Genomic DNA, 21,298 nt, shown 5'->3' with positions numbered 1-21,298 from the left:
CTATTTACAAACACCGCATCGTTTACACCCTTGTGTGCATGGCGGTGTATAGGCTTCATCAAGGGATCTTTGCCATTCCATTTCAAGATAGCCCTCCTGCATACCCATGTCTAAATGACTCCATGGCAAGAATTCATCAAAACTGCGTTCGCGATAGTTCATATCGTCCATATCTAGTCCAGCCGCCTTCATTTCAGACTTAAAAGATTTACTACCTCGATCGGCTGCACACGCTGCAATAACAGCACCTAAACGACGATCTCCACGAGCAAGAACCCCTTGAATATATGCCTCTTTAGGGGACTCTACGAGAACCTCAATGCGGCGATTCTTTTGCAATGCTTTTTTTATATATTGTAATTTTTTCTCCACCGCTTTTTGATTATCCATGGCCATCCATTGAAATGGTGTAAAAGGCTTAGGAATAAATGGATTAATACTGAGCGTTAAACGACCTTTACAGCCTACTTTTTCCATATGAGCCTGTGTTCTCTCCGCAAGACCTACAATAGCCTCAATATCTTCATCGGTTTCCGTAGGCAGCCCAATCATTATATATAAGCGCATATGCTGAATACCTGACTTTGCAGATAAGGTGGCTGCATTTTGTAAATGCTCTTCACTGATACCCTTGTTGATGACGCGACGCAACCGTTCACTACCCGTTTCTGGTGCAATGGTAATCGTCTTTTGTCCACTATCCGCTAGTCCATCCACCACGGCTTGTGTTAACGAGTCAGCACGCAAGGATGCACAAGAGTAACGCATATCTTTAGAGCGAATATAATTAACTAGTTCGTCTACCTCAGGATAATCTGAAATAGCGGCACCCATGAGGCCCACCTTTTTACCTAGCTTTTCTGCGCGCTCTACGCCTTCTTTCAAAATGTCTAAAGGACGTACACGAGGTACGCGGAAACAATACCCAGCCATACAGAAGCGACAGTGACGACCACAACCACGGGCTACTTCGATGATATACATAGCGCCAAATTCAGTATAATTCGTAGCCACTACCGTTTCACCACCGCTAGTAAGCATTTCAAAGTGACGTTTAATCCTCTTAGGTACGCCCTCTGTAATATCATAGCCTTTGAATTTACCGTCTTCACTATAAATGGGCACATACAAGGATGGTACATATACGCCCGATATATCCGCTAACTGACGTAAAATAGCAGGGCGATCTAGACCCTCCAGTTTCCCATCTCGAATGATATCGAGGACATGGCTCACAAGGCCTTCCCCTTCACCGATAATGAAAGCATCGATAAAGTCGGCAAAAGGCTCAGGGTTAAAGGTCGCACAAGGGCCCCCTGCAATAACGATAGGGTCAAATTCGGTACGGTCTTTTCCCATAATAGGTACACGGCCATGGCGCAACATCAAAGGAATATGGAAATAATCCATTTCGAAGGTGACATCAAAAGCAACTACATCAAATTGATGCATAGGCCTTTGTGTTTCAACGCTCATAAGCGGAGTCTTAGTCTTATCGTAAGCTTCTAATTCCTTTTTCTCAGGCAAGAAGATTCGTTCGCAGACGCTATCATTTCGTAAATTGATTTCCTCATAAATGATATGAAGTCCAAGATTACTCATGCCCACAAAGTATGTATTCGGATAAACGATAGCTACTTTTTGCCCTGCATGAGGATTTACTGTTACCCGACTGTCTTCATCTTTATATAATTCTTGTAATCGATCAATTAAATCTTTACGATTCACTAATTTCCTTTCTATATAAGCCCACTACGAATAGTGGGCTTAATAAAAACTAAATACTATGTATCTATTATTAAAATGTTAATAGATTTATACGTTTCATATTCCAAGCTATATATTAAGGCTTTAATTTGCTCTTAGTCTTATTTTTTATAGAGCTTACTAAATTAGGTCTCTCTCTTTTATCATAAGGATATACAACAACTTTACCATCTTTATATTCTGCAATATATATATCCTTAACAGAGTATCCTTGAGCTTGGATTTCTTGTTCAAGCCAATCTCTATCTTTTTCAATTACATCGAGGGTAAACTGATTAATTTGACCATCATCGATAAGATCAAATCGGATATTATCTTCACCGAATTGAACCACGTTGAGCTGACCGTTTTGCTCCAATACGGCACGCTTAACATCCGTAACATATTGAACACCTGCAGCGCGAAGTTTTAATTTAAGCTCAGCCGCTTGTATACCATAACGCATACATTCTTCTGTTAGAATATGACCTTTTTCGATTACTATAACTGGATGACCATCAAGAATTGCTTTAAAAATACGAAGATTCCCTTTTAAAAACTTAAGAGTCATTACGAGAATAGTCCATAAAATAAGAACTAACATAAACTGTAAAATGCCAATTTGATCATTGTAAATAATGGCACCGATAATACCACCAAGTACGTAGTTTTGCAATTGATCTAAGGCTGAGGTTGGTGCTAAATTTCCCTTACCCATTAAATTAATTTGTAGAATAATCGCCAAGAGACCGATGGCGAGTTTTGCAAAGACCATCCCATAGACGGCCATAGCTTCTGTCATATGTGGTCCTCCTTATGGTAATGCATCCTCTTTATCATGAATTCGATCTATAGGACTTACCTTATAAACACGTGTAATAGTATAGGTTGAAAATTCTGGATTAAATTGAACCTCATAGTAAGCATCACTTACTTTTAAAATCATACCATTACGAATCTTTAAGGAGTTAACCGCCAATTGGTCGCTCGGTACGGAACGATCTGAACTAAAAGAATGTAAAAATTGAGCCATACGAGAGGAGTCCTCAGAATAGGTTTTCATTCGATTATACTCTTGGTATTCAAGCCCTAAGAAGAACACTACGATTAAAGACAATATAATCATCAAGTCACGATAGCGACTAGTAAAACCATTTCGCAATACTTGTACTCCCAAAATGAGCAATGCTAATAGAACAGCTACAATTATAATAAAGCCCCAAGTTTGACCTATTACAGCCTGACTTTCAACATAGGCTAATGTGTAAAAATCCATGCCACACTCCTTTCAAATATTACTTTTTATTATACCATATTTGATTCCAATATTTTCGATGTAATCGTCAAGATGGCCCAAAATAATGTAAGAAAAGATAAAAAATAGCGACCCCTTACGGGGTCGCTTTTAATAAGCATATAATCTCACAAAAGATTACCTAAGTAATACTCTTATTTTAACCAGCTCATCAAGTTGCGAAGTTCTGCGCCAACTGGTTCAATTGGATGATTAGCAGCTGCTTCGCGATGTTCTTTAAGGAATTTTTGACCATTTTTGGAATCTGCTAAGAATTCATCAGCAAATTTACCAGATTGAATATCCGCCAAGATTTGTTCCATAGCTTTTTTAGTATCTGCAGTGATTACGCGAGGACCTGCATGGTAATCGCCGTATTCAGCAGTGTTGGAAATGGAGTGGCGCATTTTTTGGAAGCCACCTTCGTAGATAAGGTCTACGATCAATTTCATTTCATGCAAGCATTCAAAGTAAGCGTTTACAGGTTCATAACCAGCTTCTGTTAATACTTCGAAACCAGTTTTGATCAATTCAGTAACACCGCCGCACAATACAGCTTGTTCACCGAAGAGGTCAGTTTCAGTTTCAGATTTGAAGTTAGTTTCCAAGATACCGGAACGGCCACCACCGATACCAGAAGCCCATGCTAATGCAACTTCTTCAGTATCACCAGATGGATCTTTTTCTACAGCGTATAAGCAAGGAACGCCAGAACCTTCTTGGTATGTACGACGTACTAAATGACCAGGGCCTTTAGGAGCTACCATGAATACGTTGATGTCTTCACGAGGTACGATTTTACCAAAGTGAATGTTGAAGCCGTGAGCAAATGCCAAGTATGCACCTTGTTTTAAGTTAGTAGCGATATCTTGTGCATATACGTCTGCTTGTAATTCGTCTGGAATCAATACCATAACGATATCAGCGCCTTTAACTGCTTCTGCAGTTTCTTTAACTGTAAGGCCTGCTTCTTCAGCAGCTTTCCAGCTAGAAGAACCACCACGAAGACCAATTGTTACATCCATACCATTTTCTTTCAAGTTCAATGCATGCGCATGACCTTGGGAGCCGTAACCTAAAACTGTAATTTTTTTGCCTTCCAATTTGCTCAAATTACAATCTGCATCATAATAAACTGTAGTACCTAAAATTTTACCTGCCATATTAGACAACCTCCAAACATATTCAATAGAATATAGATTATATATACTGTACACAATCTAACAAATTTTTGCAAGATGTGGCGTACATTAATTTAGTATCAGCAAGCCAAGTTTTAAGCCTCTGATAAAAAAAATTGATAACTACCGAACCATCACCCATGGACGATCATCTTTCCATACAACTTGTACGGAAAGTCCAAAGACATCAGATAAAATATCATCAGTTAGTACCTTGTGTTTAGGACCTGCATGAATCATCTTGCCCTCTCGCAAGATAGCTACATGAGTAATAAACGGTAGTATCTCTTCAATTTGATGTGACACATAGATAATCGGTGTCTGCTGCTCAGCTACCAAAGTAGATACGATGCGTAAAAACTGCTCCCTCGCTGGTAAGTCCAAACCAGAGCAAGGCTCATCCAAAATCAATAATTCTGGATTTGCCATAATAGACCTCGCTAACAATACCCGGCGCTGTTCGCCAGCAGATAAGGTTCGAAAACGATGACCTTCCAAATAGTCTAGTCCAAATTCAGATAATAATTGCATACCTCGTTGACGCACCTCAGGTGCTACCTCTTGGTATATACCAATGCTACTAAATGCACCAGAAATAACAATATCTTCAACGACTTGTTTATCCAAGGTTGACTGAAATTGTCCAAGCACAGAGCTAACAAATCCTAGTCTAGCCTTGATTTTGGGCCACGCATATTTACCAAATTCCTTACCAAACACACGCAAAGTACCCGTTGTGGGAATTTTATAAGCAGGTATCATGCTGAGTAGCGTTGATTTACCAGCCCCATTAAGCCCTAATAAGGCCCAATGTTCACCGTCCTCTATATGCCAATTTACATTATCTAAAATAGATCTACCATCACGGCGAAAGCAGACATTTTCATAATGGAGTAATTCACGCCCCACGTTATCAACTCCTACATTTTTTCTCCGCGGCTCATAGCGGTGATACCTGTTTTAGCAATTTCAAGAATACCATAAGTTTCCATAATTTGAATGAAGCCACGTAATTTTTCTACACTACCAATGACTTCAATGATCATAGATGTAGGAGAAATATCTAACACATTACCACGATATACATCGGCAATCTGTACTATTTGTGATCTTGTGGAAGCAGATGCTTTTACCTTGATAAGCATTAACTCACGGCATACCACATCATGATCTTCAAACACTTTAACCTTAACAACATCGATAAGCTTGTAGATTTGTTTTTGCACTTGATCGAGAATTCGGTCATCGGCCTCTACAGTAATAGTAATACGTGCATAACCTGGCTGATTTGTAATGCCAGATGTCATTTTTGTAACGTTAAAGCCACGACGGTTAAAGAGTGCCAAAATACGTGTACCAATACCTGGTGCATTTTTTGCAATGATTAAGACTTGATGTTCTTTCGCCATTATAGCACCCCTTTCTTACCCATCATACCGCTTATCGTGCCGCCTGCTGGAATCATTGGTAATACATTATCCTCTCGTTCAACGCGACAATCCAAGACAATGCTTTCATCCGATGTAATGTATGATTTAAATTCTTTATTGAAAGTTTCAACATTATCTAGACGAGCTGCTTTCAAGTCAAATGCATCTGCGAGTTTCACGAAGTTCGGACTCACTTCCAAATCTACATAGGAGTAGCGTCTATCATTGAAGATTTCTTGCCATTGACGAACCATGCCAAGATAGCCATTGTTAATAATAACAATCTTGATTGGCAAATTATATTGGCGTACCATCATGAGCTCTTCACAAGTCATTTGGAACCCGCCATCACCGACAACGAGGATAACTTGTTTCTTAGGCGCCCCTACTTGAGCTCCGATAGCCGCCGGCAAGCCATACCCCATGGTACCCGCACCGCCAGAGGTAACGATAGTATGAGGTTTTTTATGAGTTAAGAATTGAGCCGCCCACATTTGATGTTGACCGACGTCACTTACGATTATGGCATCTTCCTTGGCAATCTTATTAAGCTCAGACAACACATATTGTGCATGTAATACACCATTTTTCGATTCAGGTATCACCATAGGGTATTCCGCTTGCCATTCTCGGATTTGCTCAAGCCACGCTTCATGCGTTGTAGGTTCTACAAGAGCATTAAGCTCCGTTAATACCTGTTTTAAATCCCCTACGATAGGCACGTTGATTGTAACATTCTTATCAATTTCAGCTGGGTCGATATCGATATGGATGATTTTAGCTTTTTTACAGAAGAAATCTGGATGGCCTGTGATGCGGTCATGGAAACGAATCCCTGCAGCAATCACAAGATCAGCCTCATCTGTACTATTATTAGCTGCAACAGAACCGTGCATACCAACCATACCAAGGGCCAATTCGTGATCTCCTGGGAAGCCACCAAGGCCAACTAATGTATTCGTCACTGGGATTTGAGCCTTTTCAGCTAATTCTTTAAGCTCATCCATAGCACCAGACTTCAATACGCCTGCCCCAGCAATGATAAGTGGTCGCTTTGCATTTTTGATGAGAGTAGCTGCTTTTTTGATTTGACCTTGATGACCTTTATAGGTTGGATCATAGCCTTCAAGATGAATAGGTACTTCGTACAATTTGTTGTATTCCGCCATGGATATTTTTTCGGTTTGAATATCCTTCGGAATATCGATGAGTACAGGGCCTGGACGACCTGTGCCAGCAATAAAGTACGCCTCTTTAATGATGCGAGGCAAATCATGAATATCTTGAACAAGATAGTTATGCTTAGTTATAGGCATCGTAATACCTTGGATATCCGCCTCTTGAAAGGAGTCCTTACCGATAAAGGGCCGGCCAACCTGACCAGTAATGGCCACCATAGGTACGGAATCCATGTACGCAGTCATAATACCTGTTACAAGATTCGTTGCGCCAGGACCAGAGGTAGCAAGACATACACCTACGCGACCAGATACGCGAGCATAGCCATCTGCCGCATGTGCTGCACCTTGTTCATGACGGACGAAGTAATGTTTAATTTCAGGGAAGCTATAAATTTCATCATAAATTGGGATTACTGCGCCACCTGGATAACCGAACATATCGGTTACGCCTAAGCGATGCAATGTTTCAAGGACAATGCGTGCCCCATTGATTGTTTCTGCGCTCATAGGAACCCTTTCAACCAGCTATTCAGATAAAATCTCGCTGGAATTTAAACGTTTAATAATGTATCCATTATGTTTGAAAGTATCAATAATGTGTTGGATGTGCTCTTCACCATTTGTTTCTACCGTTACTTGCAATTCCACTTCATGGAAACGGTCAAGGTTTTTGAACTGATTATGGTCGAGTTTAATAACATTTGCATCTGCATCTGCCAGCATTTGAGATACCGCAACCAGTTGACCTGGTTTATCAGGAAGGTTAACGGAGAAGGTAAAGATACGACCGCGCAATACGAGACCTTTATTAATCATTGACGAAATAGTTAGTACGTCGATATTACCACCACTGACGATAGCTACCACCTTTTTACCGTGGCACTCTAATTTCTTGAGACCAGCGAGTGGCAAAATACCAGAGTTTTCTGCTACTAACTTATGTTTTTCAACAAGCAATAAAAACGCTTCCATCAATTCATAATCAGAAACGGTAATAATTTCATCTACATATTGTTTGATATATTCTAATGTAGTTTCCCCAATTTGACGTACTGCCGTACCATCTGCAATCGTCGCCACTTCATCGAGAGGTACAGGATGATCAGCCTTTAAGGCAGCTAGGGCACTCGCTGCACCTTCTGGTTCTACACCGATAATCTTAACGCGTGGATTTTTTAATTTCGCCGCAGCCGCAATACCAGATACGATACCACCGCCCCCAACAGGAACGAGCAAGATATCCGCATCAGGCAATTCATCAAGCACCTCAAGGGCAATCGTACCTTGCCCTTCTATTACATCTTCATCATTAAACGGATGAACGAACACATAGCCGTGCTCTTTCTGCAACTCCATCGCCTTTTGATAGGCTTCGTCATAAATCTCGCCAAATAGTACAACATCTGCACCGTATTGTTTTGTAGCATTCACCTTGATAAGAGGCGTGTGTTTCGGCATGACAATAGTCGCTTTAATGCCAAGGCGTTTCGCAGCAAGGGCCACGCCTTGTGCATGATTACCGGCAGACGCAGCGATAACACCGCGCGCCTTTTCCTCTTCTGTTAGTTTTGCAATTTTATTATAAGCTCCACGAACCTTGAAAGAGCCTGTTATTTGCAAATTTTCTGGCTTGATATATACATCATTGCCACACTCGTCAGAAAACACATCACTATGAAGTAACTTCGTTTTCACAGTGATTGTGCTCAAGCGCTCACGAGCCTCCATAAAATCATATAACTTATACATATACACGGTCTCCTCTAGTTAGTATTAAATGAAAGTCGAGTATTAGTCTTCAAATACTTCGATAGCACCTTGTGCAGCAGAGGATACGTGAAGAGCGTATTTTTTAAGATATCCAGTTACATTGGATTTGAATGGTTTCAATGCAGCTTTACGACGAGCGATTTCATCATCAGATACAGCTAGTTCCAATTTACCGTTTGGAATATCGATGTTGATAATATCACCATCTTCAACGATAGCAATGGTACCGCCTGCAGCTGCTTCTGGAGATACATGTCCGATGGATGCACCACGAGTCGCACCAGAGAAGCGTCCATCTGTCAACAATGCTACATCTTTATCTAGACCCATACCAGCAATCATAGATGTTGGGGTCAACATTTCACGCATACCAGGACCGCCTTTAGGGCCTTCGTAGCGGATAACTACAACATCACCTTTTACAATTTTACCGCCCGTGATAGCTTCAACCGCTTCTTCTTCGCTGTTGAAAACCTTTGCTGGACCAGAGTGAACAAGCATATCTGCATCTACGGCACCAGCTTTTACAACGGAACCATCTACAGCAAGGTTACCTTTGAGAACCGCGATACCACCAGTTTCATGTACTGGATTATCCCATGGATGGATAACATCTTCATCCACAACATGAGCGGCCGCTGCAATTTCACCTTGTGTTTTAAGAGCAACAGTTTTGCAATCTGTATGAAGGCGACCATTTTCTGCTAAACGTTTCAACACGGCAGATACACCACCTGCAGCATACAAGTCTTCAATGAAATATACGCCAGATGGAGATAATTTAGATAATTGAGGTGTATTTTGAGCGATGCGATCGAAATCGTCTAAGGATAATGGTACACCTGCTTCATGAGCAATAGCCGGTAAATGAAGCGCCGTATTAGAGGAGCCACCCAAAGCCATATCAAGAGCTACCGCATTTTCAAAGGCTTCACGAGTCATAATATCTTTAGGGCGAAGGTTTGCTTTTAATACCTCTACCGCTTGCATACCCGCTAATTTTGCTAAACGCAAACGTTCAGAATATACCGCTGGGATTGTACCATTGCCAGGAAGGCCCATACCGAGAGCTTCTGTTAAACAGTTCATTGTATTTGCCGTATACATACCAGAGCAAGAGCCACATGTAGGACATGCCGTATTTTCGATATCAGCTAACTCAGCATCATCCATTTCACCAGTCTGATGTTTGCCTACGGCCTCGAATACGTCGGACAAACCAATCTTTTTACCTTTATGTACACCAGCGAGCATAGCCCCACCAGACACGAATACAGATGGGATATTAAGGCGCGCAGCTGCAATCAACATGCCTGGCACTACCTTATCACAGTTTGGAATGAATACCATCGCATCGAATGGTGTAGCCATAGCAGTAGCTTCGATGGAATCTGCAATGATATTACGTGTAACTAAGGAGTATTTCATGCCGATATGGTTCATTGCCAAACCATCGCAAATACCGATAGTATTGAACTCGATTGGCACACCACCTGCGTTGCGGATACCGTCTTTTACGGCTTGTACAATATTTTTCAGGCCTACGTGACCAGGGATAATTTCATTGAAAGAATTGGCAATACCGATGACGGGTCTACCCATTTCTTCATCAACAAAACCCAGAGCTTTTAGTAAAGATCTGTGTGGTGCACGTGCTACGCCTGTTTTCAAATTGTCACTTCTACAACTCATGTTAATCTCCTCACTTTTGAAAGCATCCACTTGGACAGCTTTCACGACGCATAAAAAAAGACGATTCCAATGAATCGTCTTAAAAGTTTACAAATGATATTCCTTTTGTTTACAGAATTCCTATATACATAAATAATCCTATGTACCCCTTGGAAAATATACACATAAGAAACAAACCATATAGTCAAATCTTATTGATTGTATATTAAACCATTCGCGGAACTTCTAAGACAAAAACGTGTTAAGTTGTTGTTCATAATTCGAATGTCATTAATAATCACGACTAGCGCAATAATCAATAAGCTAATGACTAAACCTAACATGTTTCCTCCTAAAATATTCTGTAATAATAATCACGGAATAATAATAACACGTTATATTATCCCGCGCAAGATAATTCACAATAAATTCTATAGATTCATCATAGTTTTTTTATGAAGTTCACCATACCCAAAAACTATAGCAAACCTAGTAAGGTATAAAAAATATAGATATAACAAGAAAAATCCCTCACCGTAGTGAGGGATTGAATATATTATAAAATACCAAAGAGCCACATGCCAAAGGTGCCACCCCAGAAATGAATGAGGAAGCTCACCACGGAAATGGCAAGACCTACGCGCCACCATGTACCTTGTGGCACATAGCCAGCACCGAAGAAGATTGGTGTTACACCTGAACTATAATGAGTCAATGTACAGCCAGGACTGTTCATCAAACCAAAGAGCAATATCGTAAACGGAATAGGAGCCCCCATCGCCACTAAAATGGCTGCAAAGGCGGAGAATAAAGCTGTAATACGCGCCGTACCACTGGCAAAGAAATACTGAGAGTACACAAAGGTAGCGGAAATGATAAAGGATGCCCAGAACCAGTCAAAGCCAGCTAAATGTTGACTTACAAAGTCTGCAAACACAGCTACTACACCGAGTTTACCAAGCAGCCCAGCCATGCCCACAAGCGTACCCATCCAGATAAGGATATCCCAACCGGTACGTTCACCCAAAATATCCTCCCAAGTAAGAGAGCCAGTCACAACACACGCCAGAACCCCCATCATCGCTACTACTGTAGGATGAAGCTTAGTCCAAATTGCTGTAGCCCAAAGCAAGATGCAAAGTACAAAGATAATAGCAACAGAAATTTCAGCCTTCGTAATAGGTCCAAGAGCATCTAGTTCTTTTTGAGCCATTACAGCAGCCTCTGGTGTTTCCTTGATTTCTGGTGGATAGATTTTATAGATAAACCAAGGCATCAAAATCATACAAATCACACCAGGAATGACACCTGCTTGGAACCATTCCCACCAAGATATATCATAGCCAAACAGTTTAGCACCTAAAGACGTAATAAGCAAATTACCGCTACATGCGGTCAAGAAGATCGTCACAGTAATAGTGTTAATAGTATGTGCCGTCGTCATCAAGTACGCCCCAATGCGGCGGGCCGTATTACCATAAGGTTCAGAACCAAAAGCTAAGGAAATATTTTGTACAATGGGGAATACAATACCACCTCCACGCGCCGTATTAGATGGTGTAGCTGGAGAAATAATCAAGTCCGTACAAGCCAACGCATAGGCAAGCTTTAATGAGCTTGTGCCAAAAGAGCGAATCAAGGTGTACGCAATACGCTTACCAAGGCCAGAATTAATAATACCTCGTGAAAAGAATACGGCCGCTACGATAAGCCACACATTCGCCTCTGCATAGCCACCTAGAGCCTGTACCATAGTGATGGAATTAGTGGCTACGGCTACAACAATACCAAAAAGCGCCATAATACCCGTTGGCCAGGGACGTAAGATAAAGCCCACAATAGTAGCCGTAAAGATAGCTAATAAATGCCAACCTTCAGGCTTGATTGCCTCTGTATGAGGTAAAAACCAAATAACGAGGCCCACTAAAACGGTAAGGGCCGCTCGTGTAAAAGTATTCATAGAACCTCCATCAGGCTTAACAACTTTCCAAGAATTCTTTGATTTTAGGATTTGCTCGTAACATTTCCATCTCTTCAGGGGATAATAATTTTACCTTATCTCGATCTTGATTTACCAAGCAAAGAAAACCAATATAATCGCCCTTATTAGCACGGAACTGATGAATTGTTTTGCCTGGAATTTCGATAAAGTCACCAGCTTCTACATCGTGGATTTCATCACCTAATAAGACCTGCCCCTTACCGCGGAATATCATAACCATATGCGTATGATCGTGATACTCTAAGGTAGAATACCCTCCTGGCAAACATTCAAAATAGCGAAATTGACATGGAATATCATAAGCACCATCGTATAATACTTGACGTGTTACATCTTTAAAAGGACTACCATCTTGCTTATATACCAAGGTTTCGATACCATCCCACTTAAAATTTTTAGCATCAAACTTACGTATCATCGTATTACCTCTTTAAACAAAAAAGGGCTGCATCGAAACAAGGTTTCAATACAGCTCCATCGGTTCGATTATTTGAAGAGACGTTTCAAAGTGCCTAGTAATCCATGACTATGTTTTTGTACACCGTCTGCAACGCCTGCCACTTCAAAGCCAGTTCGTTCAATGGCTTTTGTAATAACTTCTACAGATGCTTTTGTTGGATCAAAAGAAACAGTAGCAGTCTTTTCTGGCAAATCTACTTCTGCACTTAATACGCCAGGCAAACCTAAAGATGCCCCTTCAACTGTTTCTTTACAGTTGTTGCACATCATCCCCGGTACAGTAAATACCTTTGTTACAACGCCATTATCTTCGCCACAACCACAATCTTTACACATAGTGTTACCTCCTATTAATCGTTAGCTTCTTTATGTTTATCGTCGTTCTTAGCCCCTGCTGTTACGTCGATAGTAGTCGCTTTCTTAACGGCTTCTTTCGTTTCATCAACAGCTTTTTTAGGCCCCGAAACAGCATCTTTAAACTCATTAATACTCTTTCCGATTGCTTTGCCGACTTCAGGTAATTTACCAGGACCAAAGATAACTAGAGCAATCACTAATATAAATAGTAATTCCGTCGTTCCTACATTAAACATATGTATCTCCTTCGTTGTTACTTAATTCTACACTTTTTAGTGTACATCATCATAGGCAGCCTTGTCCACATACCAGGTCATAGCTTCTTGTGAAAGCACCGCTCCTGGCAATACACGACCAATTCGTTTTTCCCAAGGTAAATCCTCGTAATCTTCGCGTTGATACAATACCTTTGTCAATGCAATTCGCTTACTTTCACCAGTTACGGTAAACCAAACCGCATCAGATTTTGCTAAGAACGAGAAGGTCATAGAAATGCGTTCCCATACCTTTCCATCCTCAACGGCTACTACCTCTTGATCTGTAACACGCAATGCATGAGAACCTGCAAATAGGCCGGCCGTATGACCATCTTCGCCAAGATCGAGCAATGCCAAATCTAGGCCACTTTTTTTACAAGCCTTGAGAACATTCTTAACCTCTTTCTCGTATTCCGCCGCCGCTTCTATTACAGTTTTAGAATCTGTATTGATTGGCAAGAAATGAGCCGCCCCTTTCGCCTTACACAACAAGTAAGGTTTCACGCGATTGAAGTAATTATCCTCATGAGATTGCGGCAAGAATCGCTCATCAGTCCACACAAAGAATATGCGTTCCCAATTGAGGCGTTCAATATATTCTGGGGAATTAAGCAATTCTAATAAACCATTAATAACAGTCCCGCCTGTAATACCAACAACACACGTTTCAGTGCGATTGATTTCCTCGTTAGTGAAAGCAATAAAATCCTCTGCTAATGCTTTAACTACATCGCTAAGGCTGTCATAACATTTAATTGTATCTTGAGCCATGTAATAATGACCTCCTAAAACTATTTCAATAGTTCTATTATATACACTTTTTCTGTGTAATGAAAGCAAAACCGATGCAACTCAATAGTTGGAGCCACATCGGTTCTAATTATATTTGTATTTTCTTATGAATTACAGGAAATTCCATTCCGTATATTCATAAATCAATATTATTGTTGACCAAATTTAGGACGGCGACGCTCTGTGAAAGCACGTACGCCTTCTTTGAAGTCCTCTGAAAGACCTAATTTACATTGGTTTTCTACTTCAAACTTCTTGTACTCTTCCCAACCCGCTAAGAAGCTATTCCACATCATTTCCTTCATAACGCGGTAAGATTGTGCAGGCCCTTTTGCCAACTTCTCAACAAGGCGTCTTGTAGCAGTCTCTAAATCTTCTAATTCACAAACCTTATACACAAAGCCAAGTTCCTTACCCTTTTCAGCAGATACGGCTTCACCGGTCATAACAATATGCATAGCACGGTTCATGCCAATGGAGCGAGTCAATAAGAATAAACCACCCGCATCAGGAGCAAGACCTACATTTACGAAGGCTTGAATAAAGCGTACATTATTAGCAGCCACAACAAAGTCCGCCGCTAAAGCCATATTGAAGGCAGCACCTGCCGCAGCCCCTTGAAGGCTCATGATAACAGGTTTTGGTAACTTCTTCATAGCCATAGAAATCTCAGCTACTAGCTCAACGATTTCAAATAAAGACTCAGTATCCCCTTCGTTTACAGCGCGCTCCATCTCTGTTAAATCGCCACCCGCAGAGAATACTTTACCTTCTGCATTAATGAGCAATGCACGCACGCTTTCATCGTTGTGAGCTTTATCTAAAACCTCAAGAATCTCCTTGCACATTTCGATGTTAAAACCATTCGCCACAGCTGGACGATTAAAGGTCAAAGTACCAATGCCGTTATCCACTACGTACTGAATTGTATTATAAATCATATGAGTTCTCCTATATGAAAATCCATTTTCGAAAAAATTCGATTATATCTCTATTATAGGAGAATTAAATGTCTGTGTAAATGATAGAATTAAATAAGCCTATGAATTAAAACTTAAGATAAGTATAATCTAAGTTAAAAACTATATATGATGCAAAAACACCTGCAGACATTGTCTGCAGGTGTAATATCCTGTATTCCAAATATTAACGTTTGGAGAATTGGCTTGCTTTGCGGGCTTTTTTAAGACCGTATTTTTTACGTTCTTTCATACGTGGGTCACGAGTCAAGAAGCCAGCTTTTTTCAAAGATTGACGAAGTTCGCCATCTACGTCCAATAACGCACGGGAGATACCGTGACGAATTGCACCAGCTTGACCGGAAGGACCGCCACCAGCTACAGTTGCGATAACATCATATTGTTCAACTGTGTTAGTCAAGTTCAAAGGTTGTTTTACGATCAATTCCAAAGTTTGGCGACCGAAATAATCATTAAGTTCACGTTTATTAACAGTGATTTTACCTGTCCCCGGTACCAGACGAACTCTAGCAACGGAAGATTTTCTACGACCAGTGCCGTAATATTGTGCTACTGCCATTATATATTCCTCCCTCTAGATTATCGTACGGAAATTTCTAACACTTCTGGTTTTTGAGCTGCATGTGGATGCTCAGGACCAGCGTATACGTTTAATTTACGGTATTGTTGTGCACCCAATTTGTTTTTTGGAAGCATGCCACGAACTGCCATTTCAACAACACATTCAGGTTGTTTTTCAAGCATCATGGACAATTTAGTGAAACGGGAACCACCTGGGTAACCAGAGTGACGGAAGTATTCCTTTTGTTCCAATTTTTTACCAGTTACGCGAATTTTTTCTGCGTTTACAACGATCACATGGTCACCAGTGTCTACGTGTGGTGTGAAAGTTGGTTTATTTTTGCCCCGAAGAACTTTTGCAACTTCGGCAGCAAGGCGTCCTAAAGTTTTACCTTCAGCGTCAACAACATACCATTTCCGTTCGATTGTGTTCGGATTGGCCATATATGTAGTTTTCATGCTGCATATCCTCCTAATAACGTCATAATTCTACCAAAATCAGCTTGTCCTTTGCTTCCGGGGCTAATGGAAACACGACTAAAGCTTACTCAAAATAGTATACAGATTTTATGGGTTTGTGTCAACGAAATATATTTTTAGAAAATATTAATTTCTAGAGTATTGAAATATTTATGATATGTCTAATAAATATTAAAAATCCGTTTTAATCCATTTTGATGATATTGTTAAATCTATATACTCTACTACTATTATCAATATGTCTTATCTATTTCCATAAAACATGTATATTTATTAGAATGCTTCCCTAAAAAATTTGTAACCAAAACTAACCAGTACCAATCATAAAATTTTATTTATCTTATTTTCCATCACGAGGTAAAACAGGTGCTTTAATCATAGCTTTATTTTCATACTTTATATTCAAAAAGAATAGTTTCAAACAAGCTCCTAATAATGCTACAGTATAAATAATAGAATATATATATAAGTAGATAACTAAAAACATTAGTACTGGTATCACACAAACCATATCAAGATTGATAAAACCACTTATCACTAATCTAAAATATAAATACAAAATAATTGACCAAAATAACGAACTAATTATGATACCACCACAATAATAGAAAGAAAATAATATTCCAGCAATTGGTTTAATCTTTTTATTTTCATCAATTACATTAATTGTTTTTACAGATATAATCGCTGACATTAATGCAAATCCAGAAAAAAGGAATCCAATCAACCCAATACTAGCGACAGCCAAAGGCACTAAGATTGCAATTAAATCATATGCATTTTGTAAAATAGTATTAGTAGTACATAACACAATCGATATTATTAGAGCCAACCCTAATGCCCATCTACTTTCACACTGCCATAACTCTTTATAAGCTTCTACTAATTTAAAAAATTTAAAAAAAGAGTGATTCTTACACAATTCATCTAATGTTAAATGTTTATTTAAATTCATAATGTAGTTACCTATTATGACTATTAATCATTAGAGCGATACCCATCCGTCCATAGTTTTCTACTTCTACAAGAGAATCCACATGCCGATTATCCACGGTTGTTTTAAAAGGTGCATTAGTATCGCTATTTACTTGTCTGCCTTTGCCTTCACTAGTAGTCCCACGAACCTTCATAATACCATATCCTTTTGCAATACCTTTTATTATTCTTTGAAATAGTTTAGCTTTAATATTCAAGCCATCTTTATTATGGGGCGCAGAATATTTCTGTTCAAATTTTGTAGACTGAGTTTCTTCAATTTCTTCTGCATTATCCGCAAATAACTCATCAAAATCACTTTTACTCGTATTAGGTGGAATCAAAATAACTTCTACACTTCGAATAGAAGATAAAAACGTCAATTTATTTTCAAAATCTCCCATATTTTGTTTTAAAAACACTTTAAACATTTCATCTCCATAAAGCTTATTGATAAGTTCTTCAAAATAGTTTACAAACTGCTCTTTAGAGAATTGTTGTTTAGCAATAAAAGCCACTATTTCATTATTTACATCAAAAAAAAATGGGATACTTCGAGTCAATGATTTTGTCGGTAATTCCTGTATATCATCTAGATCTTCATTATACAAGGCAAGCTCATCTTGAAATATTTTTGCCATACGACCTACTAACATATTCTCATCAGGTTTTTTATCTATTGAGATAAATTTTATAGTTTCATTTATTTTCTTTCCAGTCTCATCTCGTCTCTTAGATGCTACTACTAGTTTTTCCTTCTGCCAATCGCTTAAATAAAGCTTATCTAATATTTTTTGAACCGTAGTTTTTTCGCTATAAACATCATAAATCTCTTTATTAACATTTATTTTAGCATAATACATCGTAGCCATAATCCACTCCCACTTCATAAAAACCATCCAACATATTAACTGACCTTATTATACTACAAATAAAATATAAAAACACTCCAAAAGAACCTCTTGGTTTATTTTTTTAACTGGTGGATTAAATCTATATATAGACGAATATATAGAGATTTTGTCATCCGCAACCAGTTTTAAATTACTATAAAACTTATAGTTTATAAAACAAAATATATTGCAAATTTAATTTCATAGATAAAAAAACGATTATAATTATCTAAATTAATCCAAACAATAGTATTTCACATCTTGAATAAAAGCAAAAAAAGCACAACTCCTATTTACATAGGAGCTATGCTTTTTACATCCATAAAATATATTATTTGGAGTACAATTCGACGATAAGTGTTTCGTTAACTTCGATAGGAAGTTCTTCACGTTGAGGAAGACGAGTGAATGTAGCTTTGAAGCCTTCCAAGTCTTTTTCAATGTAAGGAAGTTCGAAAGAACGAAGTTCTTGGAAGTTAGTTTTGAACATTTCGTTGTCACGAGATGCTTCGCGCAATTCGATTACATCGCCTGGTTTGCAGGAGAAGGAAGGAATGTCTACGCGACGACCGTTTACCAAGATGTGGCCATGGTTTACCATTTGACGAGCTTGACGAATGGAGTTACCGAAGCCGATGCGATATACAAGGTTATCAAGGCGTTGTTCCAAAAGGATCAACATGTTTTGACCTGTAACACCTTGCATTTTTTTCGCTTTATCATAATAGCGTACGAACTGGCGTTCTAGCAAGTTGTAGTAAGCTTTAACTTTTTGTTTTTCTAATAATTGTGTGCCATACTCAGACATTTTCTTCTGACGTTGGTCTTTTTTGACGCGATTCAAGGCTTTTGCGTGACCGAATACGTTCACACCAAAGCGACGACAAAGTTTGAATCGAGCCTCTCTTCTCGTTGCCATGTGATTATCACCTCATAAGATTAAAATAAACTTGTACCTACACATAATGGTACCCAAGTATAATATCATTTTCATCGAGTTATGTCAATTATCGATACTTGTGAAAGTCATTGAAATAAGTGCATAATCACAATTTTTAATTACACTTTTTTACGATAATACGACGCACTATATCGATTGTGCATGTTTCATCATATTTTATAGATTTAGATGAAAAATCAATTATAGTATGCTACAATATGAATAAGTAAGGTAATAGGTATCATTGGAGTCTTATGTCTAAGTTGGGGGAATAACATGAAAGAGTTACCTACAATGCAAGAGCTACAAAGTTTTATTACCTATAATAAAACAGGAAGCTTTACATTAGCTGCACAATCTATGAATATTACACAATCAGCTTTCAGCGCTCAAATGAAAAAATTAGAGCGTTTAGTTGGTGTGAAATTAATCTCCCGTTCTACAAGAGGTAGCCGTTTAACACCAGAAGGTGAGTTATTCCTACCAGAAGCAGAACAAGTTCTCGACACATTGGAACGAGCTATCCAATCCATTCGTTTGGCTAGCAAGGTTGAACGCCCAATTCTAAATATTGGCGTATTACGTAGTCTTGGGGATATCCGTCTAAACGGTTACGTTTCCCACTTCTTCCAAAACCATCCTGAATTCTCTGTTAGTATTTACGATATGGAAGAAGAAGAATTGATGCTCGACTTACGAGAAAACCGCATCGATATTGCATTACTCTATTTACCTAATAATAAGGATATGTCCGCATACGAATCCACCGCGCTTAGAGAAGACGAATTTGTATACTATGCACCAAACTTAGTGAACGGTATGGAAACAGCCAGTTTAAAAGCTATCCAGCAACAACCACTGCTTATGTATCCACCTAAATACTTTATGTATCGCACATTAAAAAACTATGTGGGGAACGGTCAACAAAACCTACACATCCGCGGTAGCCGTCTATCCAATCCATATACAATGATCGACTACTGTCAAAAGAATAAATCTGGTTGCATCGTAGCACGCCAAATTTTAACGTCTTTAAACATCAATGATGGCTTTGTACCTTTAGAAAAACCATTCAAACTGCAAGTGTGCTTCGCATTTAAGAAGAATAATTCTAAAACAGAAACCATGCATACCTTCATGGATTATGTGCACAGCGAATCACCACCACGTTTATAATAACTAATAGAACCCCGTATACCTTTTGGTGTACGGGGTTTTACTATAAACAACAAATGACCTATCTATACAAAACAATTGCCCTCTCTTGTCCTAAGTTGTACAATAGAGAATAGATTTCAATTAATACAGCAAGAATACAGTGAGGTTATTATGCTCTTATCTATTCTATTCTTTATACTAGCAGGACTTGCGGAAATCGGTGGCGGTTATCTCGTATGGCTCTATATGCGTGACGACAAAGGACCTATTTACCTAATCGCAGGTGCTTTTATTTTATTTTTATACGGCATCATCCCCACCTTCCAGCCAGAAGCAAGCTTCGGCAAAGTATACGCAGCATACGGCGGCGTATTCATTGCCCTCTCTATTCTATGGGGCTGGCTTGTGGACGGCTTACGACCAGATATGTACGATATCATCGGCGGCCTTGTATGCCTCGTAGGTGTATATATCATCATGTATGCGCCACGTTAAATATGTAGTTTCCAGATGTGACTATAATAAAAGTTATATTTTTTAGATATAACAATAACTAACTATATATTTTGAAAGTACAACCATAGCAACTATATATTTTTTACATAAAACTATATAAGCATTACAACAAAAGGAGTACAACTATAACAGTTGTACTCCTTTATTTATCTACATGACCATATGTATTTTTTTATATCCATATGTACTTTTTACATACTAAAAAACGGCTATCCGAAGATAACCGTTTGCTTTGGTGGACGATGACAGGATCGAACTGCCGACATCCTGCTTGTAAGGCAGGCGCTCTCCCAGCTGAGCTAATCGTCCATGTGGTGACCCGTCCGGGAATCGAACCCGGGATACCGCCGTGAAAGGGCGGTGTCTTAACCGCTTGACCAACGGGCCAATAAAAATGGCTCCTCGAGTAGGACTCGAACCTACGACCGATCGGTTAACAGCCGATTGCTCTACCGACTGAGCTATCGAGGAATGTGTATGGAGCGGGAAACGAGATTCGAACTCGCGACCCCCGCCTTGGCAAGGCGGTGCTCTACCGCTGAGCTATTCCCGCAAATGGTGGACGATGACAGGATCGAACTGCCGACATCCTGCTTGTAAGGCAGGCGCTCTCCCAGCTGAGCTAATCGTCCATATGTGGTGACCCGTCCGGGAA

The 21,298-nt window shown here is 39.4% G+C and carries 22 protein-coding genes and 5 tRNA genes; 2 read left to right on the top strand and 25 right to left on the bottom strand.

Annotation, left to right across the window (positions count from 1 at the left end):
* The 20 genes from E7B10_RS08435 to rpsD all read right to left on the bottom strand — a co-directional run bounded on the left by E7B10_RS08435 (position 1) and on the right by rpsD (position 18,948).
* Positions 1–1,728 (bottom strand): TIGR03960 family B12-binding radical SAM protein, encoded by a 1,728-nt coding sequence (locus tag E7B10_RS08435; protein ID WP_316055581.1) that lies wholly within the window; start codon positions 1,726–1,728, stop codon positions 1–3.
* A 115-nt stretch (positions 1,729–1,843) separates the two neighbouring features.
* Positions 1,844–2,548: a DUF421 domain-containing protein gene (locus tag E7B10_RS08430; protein WP_302498758.1), complete on the bottom strand. Its 705-nt coding sequence runs from the start codon at positions 2,546–2,548 to the stop codon at positions 1,844–1,846.
* 12 nt (positions 2,549–2,560) lie between these two features.
* On the bottom strand, positions 2,561–3,022 hold the full coding sequence (locus E7B10_RS08425; protein WP_315307722.1) for a DUF3290 family protein: 462 nt from the start codon (positions 3,020–3,022) through the stop codon (positions 2,561–2,563).
* A gap of 173 nt (positions 3,023–3,195) precedes the next feature.
* Positions 3,196–4,203 carry a ketol-acid reductoisomerase gene (gene ilvC, locus E7B10_RS08420; protein WP_316055580.1) on the bottom strand — a complete coding sequence of 336 codons (1,008 nt, stop codon included), beginning with the start codon at positions 4,201–4,203 and terminating at the stop codon, positions 3,196–3,198.
* A gap of 141 nt (positions 4,204–4,344) precedes the next feature.
* Positions 4,345–5,130: an ABC transporter ATP-binding protein gene (locus tag E7B10_RS08415; RefSeq protein WP_316055579.1), complete on the bottom strand. Its 786-nt coding sequence runs from the start codon at positions 5,128–5,130 to the stop codon at positions 4,345–4,347.
* 11 nt (positions 5,131–5,141) lie between these two features.
* Positions 5,142–5,630, bottom strand: a complete 489-nt coding sequence (gene ilvN, locus E7B10_RS08410; protein WP_004695208.1) for an acetolactate synthase small subunit — start codon at positions 5,628–5,630, stop codon at positions 5,142–5,144.
* Positions 5,630–7,339, bottom strand: coding sequence for a biosynthetic-type acetolactate synthase large subunit (gene ilvB / locus E7B10_RS08405; protein WP_155086563.1), 1,710 nt, complete (start codon positions 7,337–7,339; stop codon positions 5,630–5,632). The genes ilvN and ilvB overlap by 1 nt, the downstream gene beginning before the upstream one ends.
* Before the next feature lie 18 nt (positions 7,340–7,357).
* Positions 7,358–8,581, bottom strand: a complete 1,224-nt coding sequence (ilvA, locus tag E7B10_RS08400) for a threonine ammonia-lyase (protein ID WP_278618701.1) — start codon at positions 8,579–8,581, stop codon at positions 7,358–7,360.
* Between the two features lie 42 nt (positions 8,582–8,623).
* Complete coding sequence (gene ilvD / locus E7B10_RS08395) at positions 8,624–10,294, bottom strand: dihydroxy-acid dehydratase (RefSeq protein WP_004695202.1); 1,671 nt, start codon at positions 10,292–10,294, stop codon at positions 8,624–8,626.
* A 535-nt stretch (positions 10,295–10,829) separates the two neighbouring features.
* Entirely contained in the window at positions 10,830–12,233 is a 1,404-nt protein-coding gene (locus E7B10_RS08390; protein ID WP_008602554.1) for a DASS family sodium-coupled anion symporter, read from the bottom strand.
* A gap of 16 nt (positions 12,234–12,249) precedes the next feature.
* Positions 12,250–12,693, bottom strand: a complete 444-nt coding sequence (locus tag E7B10_RS08385; RefSeq protein WP_004696849.1) for a cupin domain-containing protein — start codon at positions 12,691–12,693, stop codon at positions 12,250–12,252.
* Positions 12,694–12,761: 68 nt separating this feature from the next.
* The gene (locus E7B10_RS08380) at positions 12,762–13,070 is read right to left on the bottom strand and encodes a heavy-metal-associated domain-containing protein (protein ID WP_021148497.1); all 309 of its coding nucleotides are present in this window, start codon (positions 13,068–13,070) and stop codon (positions 12,762–12,764) included.
* A gap of 14 nt (positions 13,071–13,084) precedes the next feature.
* Entirely contained in the window at positions 13,085–13,327 is a 243-nt protein-coding gene (locus tag E7B10_RS08375) for a twin-arginine translocase TatA/TatE family subunit (RefSeq protein ID WP_316055578.1), read from the bottom strand.
* Positions 13,328–13,363: 36 nt separating this feature from the next.
* The gene (pgl, locus tag E7B10_RS08370) at positions 13,364–14,119 is read right to left on the bottom strand and encodes a 6-phosphogluconolactonase (RefSeq protein WP_316055577.1); all 756 of its coding nucleotides are present in this window, start codon (positions 14,117–14,119) and stop codon (positions 13,364–13,366) included.
* A 170-nt stretch (positions 14,120–14,289) separates the two neighbouring features.
* Entirely contained in the window at positions 14,290–15,081 is a 792-nt protein-coding gene (locus tag E7B10_RS08365) for an enoyl-CoA hydratase (protein WP_278458041.1), read from the bottom strand.
* Between the two features lie 205 nt (positions 15,082–15,286).
* A complete protein-coding gene (gene rpsI / locus E7B10_RS08360) occupies positions 15,287–15,679 on the bottom strand; it encodes a 30S ribosomal protein S9 (protein ID WP_004695188.1) in 393 nt (130 codons plus the stop codon).
* Between the two features lie 20 nt (positions 15,680–15,699).
* Positions 15,700–16,140, bottom strand: a complete 441-nt coding sequence (gene rplM, locus E7B10_RS08355) for a 50S ribosomal protein L13 (protein ID WP_316055576.1) — start codon at positions 16,138–16,140, stop codon at positions 15,700–15,702.
* Positions 16,141–16,501: 361 nt separating this feature from the next.
* Positions 16,502–17,116: a hypothetical protein gene (locus E7B10_RS08350; RefSeq protein WP_316055575.1), complete on the bottom strand. Its 615-nt coding sequence runs from the start codon at positions 17,114–17,116 to the stop codon at positions 16,502–16,504.
* A gap of 7 nt (positions 17,117–17,123) precedes the next feature.
* A complete protein-coding gene (locus tag E7B10_RS08345) occupies positions 17,124–18,008 on the bottom strand; it encodes a hypothetical protein (protein WP_316055574.1) in 885 nt (294 codons plus the stop codon).
* Positions 18,009–18,360: 352 nt separating this feature from the next.
* On the bottom strand, positions 18,361–18,948 hold the full coding sequence (rpsD, locus tag E7B10_RS08340; RefSeq protein ID WP_004695181.1) for a 30S ribosomal protein S4: 588 nt from the start codon (positions 18,946–18,948) through the stop codon (positions 18,361–18,363).
* Between the two features lie 297 nt (positions 18,949–19,245).
* Here rpsD and E7B10_RS08335 point away from each other — a divergent pair, with 297 nt between their 5' ends.
* Positions 19,246–20,145, top strand: coding sequence for a LysR family transcriptional regulator (locus tag E7B10_RS08335; RefSeq protein WP_004696868.1), 900 nt, complete (start codon positions 19,246–19,248; stop codon positions 20,143–20,145).
* Between the two features lie 153 nt (positions 20,146–20,298).
* On the top strand, positions 20,299–20,622 hold the full coding sequence (locus E7B10_RS08330; protein ID WP_004695177.1) for a YnfA family protein: 324 nt from the start codon (positions 20,299–20,301) through the stop codon (positions 20,620–20,622).
* A gap of 254 nt (positions 20,623–20,876) precedes the next feature.
* Here the strand turns inward: E7B10_RS08330 and E7B10_RS08325 are convergent.
* From E7B10_RS08325 to E7B10_RS08305, 5 genes are all read right to left on the bottom strand, one after another.
* Positions 20,877–20,952: transfer RNA gene (locus E7B10_RS08325), tRNA-Val, on the bottom strand.
* Positions 20,953–20,955: 3 nt separating this feature from the next.
* A tRNA-Glu gene (locus E7B10_RS08320) sits at positions 20,956–21,030 on the bottom strand.
* A gap of 8 nt (positions 21,031–21,038) precedes the next feature.
* Positions 21,039–21,114 (bottom strand) — tRNA-Asn (locus tag E7B10_RS08315).
* Positions 21,115–21,121: 7 nt separating this feature from the next.
* Positions 21,122–21,196, bottom strand: a tRNA-Gly gene (locus E7B10_RS08310).
* Positions 21,197–21,199: 3 nt separating this feature from the next.
* Positions 21,200–21,275 (bottom strand) — tRNA-Val (locus E7B10_RS08305).
* Between the last annotated feature and the right edge of the window lie 23 nt (positions 21,276–21,298).

The sequence above is a fragment of the Veillonella sp. genome (assembly GCF_032470285.1).
Taxonomy (GTDB): Bacteria; Bacillota; Negativicutes; order Veillonellales; family Veillonellaceae; genus Veillonella.
The sequence above is the reverse complement of the archived record's forward strand: the minus strand, read 5'-3'. Positions and strand labels throughout refer to the sequence as shown.